Annotated in this window: 17 protein-coding genes and 2 pseudogenes; 6 read left to right on the forward strand and 13 right to left on the reverse strand. The window is 58.4% G+C overall.

What is annotated here, in order from left to right; translation table 11 throughout:
- Positions 1–436: 436 nt before the first annotated feature.
- Positions 437–1,295: pseudogene (ltrA, locus tag AC1DRN_RS17700) on the forward strand (group II intron reverse transcriptase/maturase); the annotation flags it as partial.
- A gap of 287 nt (positions 1,296–1,582) precedes the next feature.
- Here ltrA and AC1DRN_RS17705 read toward each other — a convergent pair.
- Positions 1,583–1,852 carry a short-chain dehydrogenase gene (locus AC1DRN_RS17705; protein WP_115947664.1) on the reverse strand — a complete coding sequence of 90 codons (270 nt, stop codon included), beginning with the start codon at positions 1,850–1,852 and terminating at the stop codon, positions 1,583–1,585.
- A 465-nt stretch (positions 1,853–2,317) separates the two neighbouring features.
- Here AC1DRN_RS17705 and AC1DRN_RS17710 point away from each other — a divergent pair, with 465 nt between their 5' ends.
- Positions 2,318–2,539 (forward strand): hypothetical protein, encoded by a 222-nt coding sequence (locus AC1DRN_RS17710; RefSeq protein ID WP_223462685.1) that lies wholly within the window; start codon positions 2,318–2,320, stop codon positions 2,537–2,539.
- A 69-nt stretch (positions 2,540–2,608) separates the two neighbouring features.
- On the opposite strand, the pseudogene AC1DRN_RS17715 reads toward AC1DRN_RS17710, so the two are convergent.
- The 3 genes and pseudogenes from AC1DRN_RS17715 to AC1DRN_RS17725 all read right to left on the reverse strand — a co-directional run.
- Positions 2,609–2,803 (reverse strand): annotated as a pseudogene (locus AC1DRN_RS17715) (transporter substrate-binding domain-containing protein); the annotation flags it as partial.
- 1 nt (position 2,804) lies between these two features.
- Entirely contained in the window at positions 2,805–3,224 is a 420-nt protein-coding gene (locus AC1DRN_RS17720; RefSeq protein WP_223462686.1) for a type II toxin-antitoxin system YafO family toxin, read from the reverse strand.
- Positions 3,225–3,230: 6 nt separating this feature from the next.
- Positions 3,231–3,377: a hypothetical protein gene (locus AC1DRN_RS17725; RefSeq protein ID WP_223462687.1), complete on the reverse strand. Its 147-nt coding sequence runs from the start codon at positions 3,375–3,377 to the stop codon at positions 3,231–3,233.
- 594 nt (positions 3,378–3,971) lie between these two features.
- Between AC1DRN_RS17725 and AC1DRN_RS17730 the strand changes: the two genes are divergently transcribed.
- Both AC1DRN_RS17730 and AC1DRN_RS17735 read left to right on the forward strand, forming a co-directional pair.
- Positions 3,972–4,352 (forward strand): DUF6124 family protein, encoded by a 381-nt coding sequence (locus AC1DRN_RS17730; RefSeq protein WP_223462688.1) that lies wholly within the window; start codon positions 3,972–3,974, stop codon positions 4,350–4,352.
- Between the two features lie 105 nt (positions 4,353–4,457).
- Positions 4,458–4,679, forward strand: a complete 222-nt coding sequence (locus AC1DRN_RS17735; RefSeq protein WP_223462689.1) for a hypothetical protein — start codon at positions 4,458–4,460, stop codon at positions 4,677–4,679.
- A 266-nt stretch (positions 4,680–4,945) separates the two neighbouring features.
- On the opposite strand, the gene AC1DRN_RS17740 is transcribed toward AC1DRN_RS17735, so the two are convergent.
- The 8 genes from AC1DRN_RS17740 to AC1DRN_RS17775 all read right to left on the reverse strand — a co-directional run bounded on the left by AC1DRN_RS17740 (position 4,946) and on the right by AC1DRN_RS17775 (position 11,340).
- Positions 4,946–5,731 (reverse strand): transporter substrate-binding domain-containing protein, encoded by a 786-nt coding sequence (locus tag AC1DRN_RS17740; RefSeq protein WP_477786764.1) that lies wholly within the window; start codon positions 5,729–5,731, stop codon positions 4,946–4,948.
- Positions 5,732–5,836: 105 nt separating this feature from the next.
- Positions 5,837–6,124, reverse strand: coding sequence for a type II toxin-antitoxin system RelE family toxin (locus AC1DRN_RS17745; RefSeq protein ID WP_457266246.1), 288 nt, complete (start codon positions 6,122–6,124; stop codon positions 5,837–5,839).
- The gene (locus AC1DRN_RS17750; RefSeq protein ID WP_223457013.1) at positions 6,114–6,353 is read right to left on the reverse strand and encodes a type II toxin-antitoxin system RelB/DinJ family antitoxin; all 240 of its coding nucleotides are present in this window, start codon (positions 6,351–6,353) and stop codon (positions 6,114–6,116) included. The genes AC1DRN_RS17745 and AC1DRN_RS17750 overlap by 11 nt, the downstream gene beginning before the upstream one ends.
- A 219-nt stretch (positions 6,354–6,572) precedes the next feature.
- On the reverse strand, positions 6,573–7,496 hold the full coding sequence (gene copD / locus AC1DRN_RS17755) for a copper homeostasis membrane protein CopD (RefSeq protein ID WP_223457016.1): 924 nt from the start codon (positions 7,494–7,496) through the stop codon (positions 6,573–6,575).
- A gap of 3 nt (positions 7,497–7,499) precedes the next feature.
- Positions 7,500–7,883 carry a copper homeostasis periplasmic binding protein CopC gene (gene copC / locus AC1DRN_RS17760; RefSeq protein ID WP_223457017.1) on the reverse strand — a complete coding sequence of 128 codons (384 nt, stop codon included), beginning with the start codon at positions 7,881–7,883 and terminating at the stop codon, positions 7,500–7,502.
- A gap of 52 nt (positions 7,884–7,935) precedes the next feature.
- The gene (locus tag AC1DRN_RS17765; RefSeq protein WP_223457019.1) at positions 7,936–8,799 is read right to left on the reverse strand and encodes a copper resistance protein B; all 864 of its coding nucleotides are present in this window, start codon (positions 8,797–8,799) and stop codon (positions 7,936–7,938) included.
- A gap of 10 nt (positions 8,800–8,809) precedes the next feature.
- Entirely contained in the window at positions 8,810–10,531 is a 1,722-nt protein-coding gene (locus AC1DRN_RS17770; protein WP_223457021.1) for a copper resistance system multicopper oxidase, read from the reverse strand.
- Positions 10,532–10,638: 107 nt separating this feature from the next.
- Positions 10,639–11,340 carry a murein L,D-transpeptidase catalytic domain family protein gene (locus tag AC1DRN_RS17775; protein WP_223457023.1) on the reverse strand — a complete coding sequence of 234 codons (702 nt, stop codon included), beginning with the start codon at positions 11,338–11,340 and terminating at the stop codon, positions 10,639–10,641.
- An 85-nt stretch (positions 11,341–11,425) separates the two neighbouring features.
- Between AC1DRN_RS17775 and AC1DRN_RS17780 the strand changes: the two genes are divergently transcribed.
- Positions 11,426–13,180, forward strand: coding sequence for a L,D-transpeptidase family protein (locus tag AC1DRN_RS17780; RefSeq protein WP_223457025.1), 1,755 nt, complete (start codon positions 11,426–11,428; stop codon positions 13,178–13,180).
- Positions 13,181–13,590: 410 nt separating this feature from the next.
- On the opposite strand, the gene AC1DRN_RS17785 is transcribed toward AC1DRN_RS17780, so the two are convergent.
- Positions 13,591–14,058, reverse strand: a complete 468-nt coding sequence (locus tag AC1DRN_RS17785; RefSeq protein ID WP_223457027.1) for a hypothetical protein — start codon at positions 14,056–14,058, stop codon at positions 13,591–13,593.
- Positions 14,059–14,237: 179 nt separating this feature from the next.
- Here AC1DRN_RS17785 and AC1DRN_RS17790 point away from each other — a divergent pair, with 179 nt between their 5' ends.
- Positions 14,238–15,836, forward strand: coding sequence for a sensor domain-containing diguanylate cyclase (locus AC1DRN_RS17790; RefSeq protein ID WP_411740681.1), 1,599 nt, complete (start codon positions 14,238–14,240; stop codon positions 15,834–15,836).
- Positions 15,837–15,860: the final 24 nt, after the last annotated feature.

Consider the following 15,860-nt stretch of genomic DNA (forward strand, 5'->3'; position numbering starts at 1 on the left):
CTTTTGCTTGTGCGCCAGGCATGGCGCGTTGCGCGTAAGCGCAACCAGCTTGGCTGTGGTGGCCTCGCTGGTGACTTGGAGGTGAAAGTCCTCTACACACCCGGCAAGGGGAAGTGTTAGCCAGAGGCAAGGGTGTYGCGGGTGACTGCGAATCTGAAGGAAGCCCGAGGCAAAATGCTGGCCTGACGAACAGGAAGCGGATAGAGGCGGCGCAGCGGGGTAAGAAGGCMARYATCTTCAAMGCCCRATWCTTGCACRGAACGCTGTGACGTAGATCCGACAGGCATAAGCAGGAAGGTCRCGCGAATTACCCTGGGAGATCTGYASGTTTGCCAYTGTGCTACCGAGCGTCGAGAGGCGACGGGATGAGCSYRCMGAAGYCAGCYGARGCCGTAGTAAGTGGCGAATAACCSCGTCACCAAGGGCCGAACAGGTTATGCCGCCAGTAGGCGTCAGAGTCTCGTCGAATGTTGAAACGCAGAATATTCTCCMAGAGAAAACTGTTACCCCARGTCCTGGACGGTATCCGAGGATGAGGGCTGACAGGGCGCAAACATCGACGGCGTCTGTGGCGTGGACGACCGCGGAGCCGGACACGCTGATGGAGCGGGTGCTTGCACCGGCCAACCTCAAGCGCGCGTATCAACGCGTAGTCAGCAAYAAGGGTGCGCCGGGTGCCGATGGCATGACGGTCGACCARTTGGCGGGCTATGTGAAACAGTATTGGCCGATCCTCAAGACTCGGTTGCTGGCCGGCGAGTACCACCCGCAAGGGGTACGCGCCGTCGACATCCCCAAACCCAAAGGCGGGACAAGACAACTGGGTATCCCCAGCGTTGTGGATCGCCTGATCCAACAAGCCCTGCTGCAACAGCTCACGCTGATCTTTGATCCGTTGTTTTCGGACTCCAGCTATGGCTTTCGTCCGGGCAGAAGCGCTCACCAAGCCATCGAAACAGCTCGTAACCAGGTGGCGGCGGGTCACCGCTGGTGCGTGGAACTCGATTTGGAGAAGTTCTTTGATCGAGTCAACACACGATGTATTGATGGCCTACATTGAGCGCCAAATCGAAGATAAACGTGTGCTCACGCTGATCCGTCGTTATCTCGAAGCGGGAACGATGTCAGGCGGGCTCGTCAGCCGACGGCAGGAAGGCACGCCGCAAGGCGGCCCGCTCTCGCCGTTGTTGTCGAACATCCTGCTCAATGAACTCGACCGCGAGCTGGAACGGCGGGGCCATCGCTTTGTACGCTATGCCAACGACGTCAACATTTATGTGCGCAGTCGTCGTGCTCGATTGTTGGAACCACAAAACGAACTTCCATTTCTCTATAAAAGCTCCTTTGAAGGCTGTTGTAGGAAAAAGACATTTCCTTTTGACGAAACTTCTTAATCGTTCTTTTGACCCTGCCTTGAGCGTCGCGACGCTGTTAGCGTCCTCTCGGCATTTCCCGTCGTAGCCTGGTGGACCTATGTGACAAGGCCGGGACACTGGGCAGGGTAAGTTAAAGCAGGACTGCGAAATTCGAACGGCACCGGAAGGTGCCGTTTTTTCGCCCAAGTAGAACGCCCCTCCTGATTTCAGGACGGCTCTGAATCCATCCGCCGCGCAATCACATCCAACACATCACAACCATCGCGCAACGGCACGCAGCACAACAACGCAAAGTCGCTGAGAACCACCGTATCGCTGGTGATGTCACCACGCATTGCAAGATTTTCAAGAATCTGCGTCACAGCTCGAATTCTATAGCTGGCGGTGCTGAGCAGTGAATGCAGAGGTTGTGTGGTGTTGACGAACAGCGAGGGCAGGTCATCGGCATTGCTGGTTAAAGCGATGTACTCATTCATAAGTGAAGCTCCATTAGTTCATGAGAGCTATCACTCAATCGTCGCCAAACGAGGGTGGTAGCCGTACGCGGGTTGGCGAACCGGGCAATGGAGAAACCGGCAGACCCTGAGGTCTCCCGCGCACAGCCACCATAAAACAGGCAGCTAGGTGCGTTCCGAAGCGCTCCGAAATGGTCGAAGACTTCAGTTCAATTGCAATCGAGTCGCCAAACCCGACACGCCGTGAGGGCGTGGGCCGGACTATAGGACTCGTGGCAAAGGCGCAGCAATGGCGGAGTGTACGGACAATTCCTGATGTCGTGTAGGACGCTGCTCTTTTTGAGCAGTGGCACCGTTTTTTAAGACATCGCATTGCCTGAACCAACGCTGACTTGCCGAAAAGTTTCATGATGTGTCGTTGAAATGAGGCATAGGATAACCACCAAAGGTCATGTCCCCCGCGCCTCAACCCACAGGAATAAAAAAATGATCGCAAACCTCGTCAAAGTTTCGCTAATTGCCGGTGCTTTGTTGCTGAGTGCCTGTTCCGGTGTGAGCTCCCATAGCGATTATTCGACCGACTCGGTGCAGCCGGCCGGCTTTGGCCCGGGGCCGACCAACAGCAATGCCGCCAAGATGAATTTCCATGGCAGCGCGCTCGGCAATAGCTTCGGCGAATACAGTTCAGGGTTGCTGCACGACGATTGATACGCGGTCCGCAATGAAAAAATGGCGCTTCCACGGGAGCGCCCTTTTTTGTGCGATAAATACGGTCCATTACTTCGCGCGAGGTACCGCCAGCCACTGCCGCAGAATCTTCTGGTAATTACCCGTCGCCTTGGCCAGGTGCAGCCATTGATCGATGTACAGCTTCCAGGTGATGTCGTCGCGGGGCAGCAGGTAGGCTTTTTCGCCGTATTGCAGGTAGTGCGTGGGGTTGACGGCGCACAGGCCGGGTTTGAGCTTCTGTTTATCAAAGATCATCCAGGTCAGGGAAAGTGACTCGCCCTACAATCCAGGGCTCTACGATTTCCCCACGCATCATGCGTAAGAACGAACCCCATTCCTTTCGATTGTGAGCATCCGGCCCGATAACTGTCAGCAGCAGATATTCATCTCTGAAGTCGTAGTAGGCGTAGATGAGCCAGAAGTCATTGTCTGGATCATCAGCACGTGAGGTTCGATAATACTGGCGACTGATTTTTGCCCAGCGGGTTTGTGTTTTTTCTGAGCTCGCGAGGTGAACATTATGCATTTCGCTCAGATCAAGTCTTTCGTCTCTACCGAAAATGTCAGGCAGATCGCCGAATAGTTTGTAGTTGTAGAACTGTGCGGCAATTGTTTCCCAGTGTTTTACTATTTGGAAAATTGCCGCGATTTTGACTGCCGGCATCCAGGCCTACTTTGTAATAGGAAGCTTGCCAGTAATCACAAACGCATCGAATACCTTCTGCCCATCACGCGCGGCCTCTCGCACATCCAGAAACGTCAGTTCTTTATGGATGACCTTTCTGCGAGGCTTGTCGGTTTTTTTGGTGGTGGCCATGGGCGCCTCCGATGGATGTGTATGCATGCTGGTCAGCTTATTTGATTAATGGAATCCGGGCAAACCGAGCGGGTCGGCATGCTATGCGGGTGTAGCTTGGACTATAGTCTTCGGGACAAAAGTGCAGCAATACTTGAGCGCATGGACATTTCTGAGTGTTGTGTAGGACATCGCTTTTTTAATGAGTTTGTCTCGCTCCGGCCCCGATGTGCCGTAGCTGAACCAACGGCACCGGGGCAGGTGCTGGGTATTGTGTTGATAACATCACGAAAAAGTAGGAGATTTCCCTCAAGTCGCGTCCCCATTGCCCATATTGCCCTCCCGCTGATCACCCGGCTAACCTCCCTCCGTCGCTGCAAATTCAGCGACAAGGGTGTGGAAGCCCTTCACAAGATCTAGGCGCACAGGGCGCCACCTAAATTTAAGCAGGCGCTTTTTTCATGTCTGCTGTTAAATTATGGCGGCTGTGCGCGGGGCACTTTCGAGTGCGTCGGGTTCCTAGATCCCCGGTCTTCCACACCCGTGCACAGCTGCCACCCCATCATGTGGAAGTGATGCTGGCAGTTCCTTTGGTTAATTCTAGGAACGAAAACGATGAAAAAGATCACGCCTGACCCTCCGGAAACCGCAATGGCTTCCGATTCTCTCGATCTTCCTCAACTATCCACTGACTCTCAGCGGGTGGTCAGCAAACGCCTGCGAAACCCGAACCACGCTGATCCCGTCTGCCATGTGTTCACCATTCTTCCCAATGTCGATACTGAAACGCTCCTGTGTCATGCCTGCGAAACCCTTGCATCGTTGAACGTCTTGACGACTGACCTGGCTTGCAAGCTCGAAGGTTCAACCCGCAGTTTGGCGCTGTCGATTCAGCAACTGGCGGTGGTCGGGGAGTTGTTGGTGAATCGAGCATTGGACAATGTCGATCCGCAAGGCAGTGGGGGTGAGGTATCGCCAGGTGCGCACGGTTCCTGAACCAACGCTGACTTGCCGAAAAGTTTCATGATGTGTCGTTGAAGTGAGGCATAGGATGACCGCTGGAGGTCACGTCCTCGCGCCTCAACCCACAGGAATAAAAAAATGATCGCAAACCTCGTCAAAGTTTCGCTGATTGCCGGTGCTTTGTTGCTGAGTGCCTGTTCCGGTGCGAGCTCCCATAGCGATTATTCGATCGACTCGGTGCAGCCGGCCGGTTTTGGCCCGGGGCCGACCAACAGCAATGCCGCCAAGATGAATTTCCATGGCAGCGCGCTCGGCAATAGCTTCGGCGAATACAGTTCGGGATTGTTGCACGACGATTGATATGCGGACACGCAATGATAAAAGGGCGCTCCTACGGGAGTAATGCCAGTCAGTTAAGTGTTTGAACATCGCAAACCTTGTGGGAGCGAGCTTGGTCCGGGCGGCGTTCCGACGATGGCGGACTGTCAGGCACCGCATGTGTGACTGTCCAACCGTCATCGTCGGAACGCCGCCCGGACCAAGCTCGCTCCCACAGTGTCCGGTGCTTGACTGAGTGGCATTACTCCCACGGGAGCGCCCTTTTTTGTGCGGGAAAGAATGCCCCATTACTTCGCGTCAGGCACCGCCAGCCACTGCCGCAAAATCTTCTGATAATTGCCCGTCGCCTTGGCCAGGTGCAGCCATTGATCGACGTACAGCTTCCAGGTGATGTCGTCGCGGGGCAGCAGGTAGGCTTTTTCGCCGTATTGCAGGTAGTGCGTGGGGTTGACCGCGCAGAGGCCCGGTTTGAGCTTCTGCTGATACAGCGCCTCCGATGCGTCGGTGATCATTACGTCGGCTTTTTTATCCAGCAGTTCCTGAAAGATGCTTACGTTGTCGTGCAGTTGCAATTGCGCCTTGGGCAGGTAGGCGTGGACAAACGCTTCGTTGGTGCCGCCGGCGGGTTCGACCAGGCGAACCGAGGGTTGGTTGATCTGTTCGACGGTCTGGTACCGCGCCTGGTCTTCGCAGCGCACCAGCGGGATTTTGCCGTCGACGTCGAGGATGTTGCTGAAGAAGGCTYTTTTCTGCCGCTCCAGGGTGACCGAGATGCCGCCCATGGCGATGTCGCACTTGCCGGCGAGCATGTCGGGCATCAGGGTTTTCCAGGTGGTGGGCACCCACTCGACCTTGACGCCAAGGCTGTCGGCCAAGGCGCGGGCCATGGCGATGTCGATGCCGGAATGCTCGCCGTCCTCTGATTTGAGGGTGTAGGGCTTGTAGTCACCGGTGGTGCAAACGCGTAATTGTCCCTGTTGTATGACGCTGTCCAGGTGCGAAGGTTCTGCCTGGGCGCCAAGGGAGAGTGCGAGCAAGCCGCCGAGCATCATTGCTCTGTTGATTTTCTTCATTGTTATCGGACTTTTGTGCTGGAGTGGTTTTGAAGGGGGAGTGTAGTGAAACTTTCACCGGTGTGAAAAATCAGCGCCCCCATAAATGGCTACCACCTTGCGTCATTACTTCAAGCGTTCAGCCGCTTTGCGATAAACCTGCTCACGTTCCCGTTTATCCACGGCTACCACAAACACAGTAATTTCCTGGTCAATCACTTGATAGACCAAGCGGTAACCGCTGCTACGTAGTTTGACTTTGTAGCAGTCGGGAAAACCATGCAGGCGGTTAGCTTCAATGCGTGGATTGTTCAGGATCTCCATCAGCTTCTTTTTGAGCTGCTGTCGGACTGTGTCGCCAAGTATTTGCCATTCCTTCAATGCACGGGCATCAAACTCAAGGCTATAGGTCATCTATAGAAACCTTTACTCGTTGAGGAGATGCAAGCCGTTCCCGCACGGTGGCCAATAAAGCCTCATCGTCTTCAGTCATCAAGACAGGCTTGAAAGGCAACTGACCACGTTCCGCTACATATTGCAGGGTCTGGCGCATCAGTTCGGAAGGCGTGACGCCGAGCTTTTCCAGTTCGAGATAGGCGCGAGCCTTGAGGTCGTCATCGATACGGATGTTGATAGATGCCATGGGATAGATTCTCATGTAATGACATTTGTCATTACATTGAATCAAGAGTTCCTCATTGGCAAGTCCGCCGAGACGTACGGCTAATTTAGAGAAAATTCGTACTCGGGAGGATGAAAATGCCAACCAGCAAAGATCCCAACGCCTGGGCCTTTGCCCAGGCCTGGGTGGCCCAAATTTAAATCAGTACTTAAGTGTCAGAGATTTCCCCCTGAAGATGGCTCATTCCACTTCCGGACTCAACGTCCCCAGCCACGCCACCACCCCCACAATCAACACCGCTGCGGCCATTTCCACTACCACACTGCGTCGAAGTGCATGGGCCGCCGCGCGATATTGGCCCTCTCGTAACGACTGCTCCAGCAAGGGGCCAAGATGAAAGCGGTTCAACGCCGCCAACACCAGCATTCCGGCAAACAGCAGTACTTTGATCGCCAGCAAAATTCCGTAATGGCTGAGTAAAACCTCATCGAGCTTCGGCCCGACGATAAACAGGTAGTTCACCACGCCCGTCAGGGTGATGATCACAACGATCAGCGCACCGACAAGCTCGAATCGCTTGACCGCGAGGGCCAGTAAGCGAATGTGTGCTTCGGTTTGCAGAGCCCGGGTTTGCGCCATCAGGGCAAACGCCAGCAACGCACCGAGCCAGGCGCCCGCTATCAGCAGGTGCAGGATGTCCGCGGTGAAGTGCCAGTAACGGCGACTGTCTTCGTCCATGGCGCCGTGCCCGCTCCAGGCCAGGCTGGCGAGGGCGATGCCGCCGGCCGTGGCGGCGATTACCAGGCTGATGCCGGGGGCGCGTGGGTTGAGCATCAACGCCAGACCCGCGACCGTCAATGCAATCATCCTCGCAGCCCAGGCCAACCCGACGTCGGTCTCGAACAGCATCATCTCGATGTGAGGGCGCAACTCGGTAACGTCTGACTCGCCGCTCATGGCGCGAACCATCAGCACCATGCCGGTGATGGACAGCAGTGCGCCGAGTCCGGCTGTTGCCGTCAATAATCGGCGAAAGGGCAGCACCGTCCCGGATAGCCGTTCCTGTCCTTTGAAGCTGTAGAGCCCGAACAGCGCCACGCCAAACAACAGCATCAAATCCACATACAACACAAACCGCAGCACGACGTTGGCCGAGTCGCTCATCGATCATTTCACTTTGAACGTGACGTTGCCGGTGATCGGATGGGTGTCCGACGACACCGCGCGCCATTCGACCTTGTAAGTGCCGGCAGTCAAGGGCGCTGTCGGAATGATGAACATGGTCTTCGGATCACTGCCGCCACTGACTTTGGCCTTGATTGGCATCGGGTCATGGGCCATGCCGGCCATTTCGGTCATCAGCAGTTTTGCGCCGGAAAACTGGGTGACGAGGTTTTCGGAAAAGTGCAGTTCGATCTTGTCGGGTGGCGTACCGGCCGCGCCTTCCGCCGGGGTGGAGGAGAGTAGTTTGGGGTGCGCTTGAGCGAGGGTGCTAACAAGCAGGCCGCTGAGCAACGCGACTGCGATAGCGGTGGGTTTTAAGATGCGCATGCAAGGTCCTTTACCGCTTGAAGCGGTTGTTGTTGGTTTGAGGTGAGTCTGTTCAGAACCACAGCCGAACACCGAGCACCAGGCGTGCTTCGCTGCGGTCCTCGCCTTCGTCATTGGCAAAGTCGGCGGTGTTGCCGTAGGTGCGGTTCCAGGTGACGCCGAGGTAGGGCGCGAATTCCCGGCGGATTTCGTAGCGCAGGCGCAGGCCGGCTTCGGTGTTGGACAGCCCCGCGCCGATGCCCCGTTGCGGGTCGTTTTTGCCGTAGGCGTTGAGTTCGACGGTTGGCTGCAGGATCAGCCGATTGGTCAGCAGGATGTCGTAGTCGCCTTCCAGCCGCACGGCGCTCTGGCCGCCTTCGCCGATGAAGGCCGTGGCTTCGGCCTCGAAGTTGTACAACGCCATGCCTTGCACGCCGAACGCGGCCCAGGTTTGCGGGGCGCCGGGTTTGAAGTCCTGGCGCACGCCGCTGACGACGTCCCACCACGGGGAAATGGCGTGGCCCCACAGCGCCTGGATTTCTGCGTCCTCGGTCACGCCATTGCTGCGTTCGCCTTCGGAGCGCAGCCACAGGCGATCGATGTCACCGCCAATCCAGCCCGATAAATCCCAGACCAGGGTGCTGCCGTCATCGGCGTCCTGCCATTCCAGTTTGTCGGCGAGGAAGAATGAATTGAACGTGCTGTCATGTACGTGGTGACCGGCGGGATCGGCATACACCGCAGCGCGATCGGCATCGGTGAGCACCGGGATCGGTGTGCGACTTTCGCTGGGCGCGGCGGGCTGCATCTGGCCCTCGTCCATGCCTTGCATCTGGCCGTGGTTCATCTGACTGTGATCCATGCCTTGCATGTCATCGCTGGCGGCCATCGCCGTCGAGGTCGCGAGTGCGAAAAAAAACGGGGTGAATCGAATCATGGGGTGCGCCTCATTCTTCCACGCGAACTTCACGGAACATGCCCATTTCCATGTGGTACAGGAGATGGCAGTGATAGGCCCAGCGGCCGAGCGCGTCGGCAGTGACCCGATAGCTGCGCCGGGAGCCCGGTGGCATGTCGATGGTGTGTTTGCGCACCATGAACTGGCCGTTCTCGTCTTCGAGGTCGCTCCACATGCCATGCAGGTGGATGGGGTGCGTCATCATCGTGTCGTTGACCAGCACGATCCGCAGCCGCTCGCCGTACTTGAGGCGTAGCGGCTCTGCATCAGAAAACTTCACGCCGTTGAATGACCAGGCGAATTTTTCCATGTGCCCGGTCAGGTGCAGTTCCAGGGTGCGGCCGGGCTCGCGGCCGTCCGGGTCTTCGAAGGTGCTGTGCAGGTCGGAGTAGGTGAGCACGCGGCGACCGTTGTTGCGCAGGCCCATGCCGGGGTCGTCGAGTTTCGGTGAGGTGGACATGGCTTGCATGTCCACCAGCGGGTTGTCGGTTTCCGAGGCCGGGTGGGATTGCATGCCGGGCATGTCGCCCATGGCCATGCTGCCGTGATCCATGCCCGCCATGCTGCCGTGGTCCATGCCGGCCATACCCATGCCGGCCATGCCCATGTCATCCATGGTCACCAGAGGGCGTGGGTCCAGTGGCGGCAGCGGCGCGACTAGTCCTGTCTTCACCGCCAGGGTGCCCCGTGCGTATCCGGTGCGATCCATCGCCTGGGCGAACAGGGTGTAGGCTGCTTCGGTCGGCTCGACGATGACGTCGAAGGTTTCCGCCACGGCAATGCGAAACTCGTCGACGCTCACCGGTTTGACGTGCAGGCCATCGGCGGCGACCACGGTCATTTTCAGGCCGGGGATGCGCACGTCGAAGTAGGTCATGGACGAGCCGTTGATGAAGCGCAGCCGCAGTTTTTCCCCCGGGCGGAACACCCCGGTCCAGTTCGTGTCCGGCGCCTGGCCGTTCAGCAGGTAGGTGTAAGTGGCGCCGCCGACGTCCGCGAGGTCAGTGGGGTTCATCTTCATCTCGGCCCACATCTTGCGGTCGGCGACGGTCGGCCCCCAGCCTTTTTCGCTGACGTCGTGGATGAAGTCGCCCACGGTGCGTTTGTTGAAGTTGTAGTAGTCGGACTGTTTTTTCAGGGTCTTCATCAGGCCGACCGGGTCTTCGTCGGTCCAGTCGCTGAGCATCACCACGTAGTCGCGGTCGTACTGGAACGGCTCCGGATCCTTGGCGTCGATCACCAGCGGGCCGTAGACGCCGGATTGTTCCTGAAAGCCCGAATGGCTGTGATACCAGTAGGTGCCGTTCTGCCGCACGGTGAACTGGTAGACGTACATGCCGCCCGGCTCGATGCCCTTGAAGCTCAGCCCCGGCACGCCGTCCATGTTGGTCGGCAGCAAGATGCCGTGCCAGTGAATGGAGGTGCTGTCCTTGAGTTTGTTGCGCACCCGCAGCGTCACCGTTTCGCCTTCACGCCAGCGCAGCAGCGGGCCGGGAATGCCGCCGTTGATGGTCGTGGCGGTGCGCGGGTTACCGGTGAAATTCGCCGGAGATTCGCCGATGAACAGATCGAAGTCGCTGCCCGCCAACACCTGCGGTTCGCCGGGACTGCTGATCGCCCAGACCGGCGTGCGCCATAACCCGAGGCCGCCGAAGAGCCCGCTGATGGCCAGCCCTTTGACGAAGGTGCGTCTTGATGTGTGGGAGTGCATGCCGTGTGTTCCGCCCGTCAGCCTGTGAACTTGTCGACGAGGCTAACGGGCGGTGCCTTTCAGCAGGCTGAGGCGGGGATTACAGTTTTGACAGGTAAGGGCATTGCTTACTGGCGTGAAGTGGACTTTTCCCTTGAAGCCACGGTGTCGCTGCCACAGTTGATGTAGGAAGACGACTTCAACCAGCGCTGGTCCGGGTAGTAGGAGAACAACAGCTGCCCGTCCTTCATCGAATCGATCAGACGATGGGCAATCGCCGGTCTGACGGCCGGGCAACCCAGGCTGCGACCGATCCGGCCATTGGCTCGGGCCAGCACCGGGCTGACATAGGGCGCGCCGTGAATGACGATGGCCCGGTCAAAGGCGTTATCGTTGAAGCCTGGCTCCAGGCCTTCCATGCGCAGCGAGTAACCGTTCTGGCCGCGGTAGCTCTCTTGTGTGCGGAACAGGCCGAGGCTGGTGGCGTGGCTTTCATTCTGGTTGGAGAACAGCGTGGCCATGTTTTCACCGCTGTTGCGGCCATGGGCGACCAGTTCGTGAAACAGCAACTTGCGCCGTTTAAGGTCGAAGACCCACAGACGTTGTTCGGTCGAGGGCAGGGAATAATCGATCACCGCCAGTCTTTGGGCGGGGGCGACACCTTGGGCGCGGCTGCATTGGGTCGCGCGAACGGCCAGGGCAATCACTTTGGCGTCGGCGCCTGGTGCGGCTTTGACCAGCGCGTTTTCAAGCGAATCGGCGTAGGCTGACGTTACTGAAAGGCACGTCAGTAAAATGGCAAATAAAGGGCCAAAGCGGTTTAGCGCCATAGTCGGGTCTCATCATGATAATTTCGAGTCTAGCTAGCGGCGAGCGGAAAGCTAGCCGTTTGAAACGGGGGATTAAGGATTATCCATGGTGCAATTAACAAGGTCATTCGTCATAAGCCGCATATTTTTTATGGGCTTTCTGATCAGCGGTGCGACGTTTGGGCAAACTTCGCCGATTGAGCCGGTATCTGCGGCAAGCAGCACAATCGATGCCGCAGCGCCCGACGATGCGGTCGGCCAGGCGATTCAGGCAACACTGGAACCGCTGCGCTCGGCCTTTCCGCCGTTGCTCACTTCCAGGCGCCATCAGCGCGTGGATGTCAGCCGGGTGGTGCTGGATTTCTATATGCATCGCAACTATCGCGCGGCGTGGACAGACGATCGTGATGTGGCCCAGTTGCTCAAGAGTCTTGAAGACACCCGGATCGACGGCCTGAATCCGGCGGATTTTCGCATCAGCGAGCTAACCCAGGCCCATGAGTCGCTGGCAGCGGCCGTGCCTTCCACGGCGCAACGGGCGATGTTCGACATGGCGGCGACCCGCACGTTCATCACCGCGCTGCTGCAACTGCGGCGGGGCAAGGTCGATCCGTCGCGGCTGGACATTCACTGGAATTTCGAGCCTGCCGGCGGCGCTGCCCGCGGGGACATGAACAACCTGTTCGCCGCCCTCGATGCCCATGACGTGGCGCGTGCCTTTGCCGAGGCGCCTCCTCAGGAAGAGATTTACCGCAACTTGCGTGAGGGCCTGGCCCGGTTGCGCCAGGTCCGTGATGCGGGCGGCTGGCCGAAAGTCACTGAAGGGCAATCGCTCAAGCCCGGCATGGACGGCGTGGCTGTCGCACAATTGCGTGCGCGTCTGGTGGCGGGCGGATATCTGGACCCGCACCTGTCGAAAAAGGCCGGTTACGACGACAAGGTCATTGCCGCGGTGAAGAAGTATCAGACCGAGCAATACCTGGGGGCTGATGGCGTGGCGGGGGCGGCGACGCTGGCGGCACTGAACGTGCCGGTCGAGGCGCGGATCGATCAGGTGCGGGTCAACATGGAGCGCGCCCGGTGGCTGCTGTACAAGCTTCAGGGCACGTTCGTGATCGTCGATATCGCCGGATACAAGGTGGCGATGTACCGCGACGGTCAGCCGATCTGGCGTTCGCGGGTGCAAGTCGGTAAACCGGTGCGCAGTACGCCGGTGTTCCAGGCCGAAATCACCTACATCACGTTCAACCCGACCTGGACCGTGCCGCCGACCATTCTCAAGCAGGACGTGATTCCAAAAGTCCAGAACGATCCGGGCTATCTGGAGGCCAACCGGATTCGCGTACTTGATCGCGAAGGCAATGTGCTCGATCCGTCGAGCGTTGACTGGAGCAACCCGCGAGGCATCCACCTGCGTCAGGATGCCGGGCCCGACAGTTCGCTGGGGCAGGTGGCGATCCGCTTCCCCAACGACTATGCGATTTACCTGCATGACACGCCGCACCGCGAACTGTTTGCCAAAACGGTTCGGGCCACCAGTTCAGGCTGCATCCGCGTGGAAAACCCGTTGCAACTGGTCGAGTTGTTGTTCAACGACCCGGTGCGCTGGAACAGCGCCGGCATTCAGAAGCAGTTGGCCAATGGCAGGACCGAGAATATCCAGCTACCGGTGAAAGTGCCGGTGCTGTTGGCTTACTGGACCGTGGACCTGAGCAAGGACGGGCGGGTGACATTCAAGCCCGATATTTATGATTACGACGCCAGGGTGCTGCAAGGCTTGAGCCAGCCTACGAAGTTGCCCGCCCTGGATTTGCGTCGTGCAGAGGTACCGCTGGTGGTGAAGGGGCAGAACCAACAGTAATGAATCACACCCCGGACCTTGTAGGAGCGAGCCTGCTCGCGATGGACTCAAGAACGCCGCGTTTAGCCAGTAAGTACGCGTTATCGTTAACGACCATCGCGAGCAGGCTCGCTCCTACAGAGGACCACATTCGCTTAACTGAACAGCATTGCGTACCTACTGGATTTGCGTCGTGCAGAGATGCCGCTGGTGGTGAAGGGGCAGAACCAACTGTAACCAGCGGTTGGAAAAAGGGCGACTTTGGAACGTAATGCCGATCAGTCTGAACACTGCAATCCYTGTGGGAGCGAGCTTGCTCGCGATGACGGTCGCACATTCAAAATCAATGTGTCTGACAGTCCGCCATCGCGAGCAAGCTCGCTCCCACAAGGTTTGCGGTGTTCAAATGCTTGACCGACTGGCATCAGCCTCTAAAGCGCCAGCCCTTGTTGCACCACTGCCAGCAGATCGCTTTCCGTCAGCGCCACCGCATCCAGCTGCGCTGTGGCCTGCTCGATCGTTTGTAGCCACCAGTGTGTTTCACCGTGTTCGTCCACGGTGCGCAACAGGGCGAGTTCATTGCCTGTCGTGTGGATCTCGACCCGCCCATCGCCATCTGCTGTGAAGCGCGCAACCGGGTCAAAGGTGAGGCTGTGCCCGTTGCCGGCAATCACCAACTGGTCAATGGCGTAGTTGTAAGAGTCGCCATTGGGGTGGCTCTCGAACACGTGGGTGGGGTTGCGCCGCAGGACCAGGCCCGCTTCGGTCAAGGGCAGCAGCCAGGTTTCTATCCGTTGATACAGTTCGTAGACCTGGCCCGGCCAGGCATCGATCGCCTGATCCGCACTGGTAAGCCGTGTCTGTTTCAATTTTGCCGCGAGCTCGTCTGCCTTGCTCATGTCGATTCCCTGTGTGGAGTTCAGACTAATCGTAGCTCGTAGATGCGGGGGCGCGCTTGCCTTGGGTCATGTTTGCGGCACAGGGCAGGTGTGGTACCACTGGGCAAATGGCCGCCATTTGTCATGGATAACCCCGTAAACTACGGCCCACAAAGATTGAGGGCTTTGGGTCGGTGCCCATGCCTTGCCCCCGACAGGATGAACTTTTGCCCACAGGCTTGAACAATCCGGACCACGCCCCTGGCGTCGCATTGAAACGCATACCGCTGCGCAAGGCCGCGGTGTTGTTCATTGCCACGGTGTGTCTGTGCCTGTGCGGTTTGCTCTACCTGCAACTGGAACAGTCTCGTCAACATGATCTGAGCGACGCGCAAGTGGCGTCTTCGAACCTGACGCGGGCCATGGCGCAGCAAGCCGAAGACACCTTCATGAAGGCCGACCTGGTGCTGACCAGTCTGGTGGACTGGATTCAGGTCGACGGTTTCGGCCCGGACCAGCGACCACGCTTGCAGCAGACGTTCGCCCGGCGGGTGCAGGCGCTGGATCAGTTGCACGGCATCCTGCTGTTCGACCAAAAGGGCCAGTGGGTGGTGACCTCGTTTGAAAACCTGCCCCGGGGTGCCGGGGTCGCGGACCGTGAATACTTCAAGTATCACCAGCAGAACGTATCGTCGGTGGCGCATATCGGCCCGGCCATCCGCAGTCGGGAAAACGGCGAGTGGATCATTCCGGTTTCCAAACGGGTCAACGACAGGAACGGGCATTTCCAGGGCGTGCTGCTGGCCGGCATCAAGATGTCGTACTTCGACCAGTTCTTCAAAAGTTTCAGCCTCGACGACAATGGCTCGATGTTTCTCGGCTTGACCGATGGCACATTGTTGGCGCGTCGACCTTTTGTAGAGGCGCAGATCGGCGTGTCGCTGGCCCAGACCGAGATTTTCCAGAAGTTCCTGCCGCTGACCACCTCCGGCAATGCGCTGTTCACCTCCATCATCGATGGTGTGACACGCATGTACAGTTACCGACAGCTGGAGGCCTATCCGTTGGTGGTCGCCGCTGCGTCGTCCACGGAATCCATTCTCGCGGACTGGTACGACACGGCGTTTCACTCCAGCCTCATCGTAGCCCTGGTATTGCTGGGCGTAGGATTGTTCGGGTGGGTGTTCCTGCATCAGGTGCGTGTTGGAGAGCGGGTCGAGGCGGATTTGCGCAGGGCCCAGCAAGCACTGGAGCTGATCGCCACTCACGACAGCCTGACCGGGCTGGCCAACCGCCGACTGTTCGAGCGGGCGCTGGGCATCGAGTTCGGGCGCGGCGCCCGGCAGGCCAGCCCCTTGAGCCTGATCATGCTCGATATCGATTACTTCAAGCGCTACAACGATACCTACGGCCATGTGGTGGGGGATCACTGCCTGGCCGAAGTGGCACGGGCGCTGAAGAGTTGCTGCCACCGCAAGGCCGATCTGGCGGTGCGTTACGGCGGTGAAGAGTTTGCGGTGCTGCTGCCCGACACCGACATCCACGGGGCCATGACGATTGCCGAGCAGATCCGCCGCAGCGTCATTGACAAGAGCATCAGCCACACCGGCTCGCCCAATGGCTACGTTACGGTCAGTCTGGGTTGCTATTCGTTCGTGCCGTCGGGGCGTGACAGCATGGACGTGTTTGTCGAACGGGCGGATGCGGCGTTGTATCAGGCCAAGCGTTCGGGGCGAAACCGCGTGGCAACGTTGTCGATGGCCGGTGGAGTCGAGGCGTTGATGCGCTCCGATCGTTGAAGTGCTTTTCCTGCCGCTGGTCCG

The organism is Pseudomonas sp. P5_B3, from assembly GCF_056400405.1.

Bases quoted from the DNA above. Each gene is read 5' to 3' on its own strand.
- AC1DRN_RS17705 (WP_115947664.1), bottom strand. From the start codon at position 1,852: ATGAATGAGTACATCGCTTTAACCAGCAATGCCGATGACCTGCCCTCG.
- AC1DRN_RS17710 (WP_223462685.1), top strand. From the start codon at position 2,318: ATGATCGCAAACCTCGTCAAAGTTTCGCTAATTGCCGGTGCTTTGTTG.
- AC1DRN_RS17720 (WP_223462686.1), bottom strand. From the start codon at position 3,224: ATGCCGGCAGTCAAAATCGCGGCAATTTTCCAAATAGTAAAACACTGG.
- AC1DRN_RS17725 (WP_223462687.1), bottom strand. From the start codon at position 3,377: ATGGCCACCACCAAAAAAACCGACAAGCCTCGCAGAAAGGTCATCCAT.
- AC1DRN_RS17730 (WP_223462688.1), top strand. From the start codon at position 3,972: ATGAAAAAGATCACGCCTGACCCTCCGGAAACCGCAATGGCTTCCGAT.
- AC1DRN_RS17735 (WP_223462689.1), top strand. From the start codon at position 4,458: ATGATCGCAAACCTCGTCAAAGTTTCGCTGATTGCCGGTGCTTTGTTG.
- AC1DRN_RS17745 (WP_457266246.1), bottom strand. From the start codon at position 6,124: ATGACCTATAGCCTTGAGTTTGATGCCCGTGCATTGAAGGAATGGCAA.
- AC1DRN_RS17750 (WP_223457013.1), bottom strand. From the start codon at position 6,353: ATGGCATCTATCAACATCCGTATCGATGACGACCTCAAGGCTCGCGCC.
- copD (WP_223457016.1), bottom strand. From the start codon at position 7,496: ATGAGCGACTCGGCCAACGTCGTGCTGCGGTTTGTGTTGTATGTGGAT.
- copC (WP_223457017.1), bottom strand. From the start codon at position 7,883: ATGCGCATCTTAAAACCCACCGCTATCGCAGTCGCGTTGCTCAGCGGC.
- AC1DRN_RS17765 (WP_223457019.1), bottom strand. From the start codon at position 8,799: ATGATTCGATTCACCCCGTTTTTTTTCGCACTCGCGACCTCGACGGCG.
- AC1DRN_RS17770 (WP_223457021.1), bottom strand. From the start codon at position 10,531: ATGCACTCCCACACATCAAGACGCACCTTCGTCAAAGGGCTGGCCATC.
- AC1DRN_RS17775 (WP_223457023.1), bottom strand. From the start codon at position 11,340: ATGGCGCTAAACCGCTTTGGCCCTTTATTTGCCATTTTACTGACGTGC.
- AC1DRN_RS17780 (WP_223457025.1), top strand. From the start codon at position 11,426: ATGGTGCAATTAACAAGGTCATTCGTCATAAGCCGCATATTTTTTATG.
- AC1DRN_RS17785 (WP_223457027.1), bottom strand. From the start codon at position 14,058: ATGAGCAAGGCAGACGAGCTCGCGGCAAAATTGAAACAGACACGGCTT.
- AC1DRN_RS17790 (WP_411740681.1), top strand. From the start codon at position 14,238: ATGCCTTGCCCCCGACAGGATGAACTTTTGCCCACAGGCTTGAACAAT.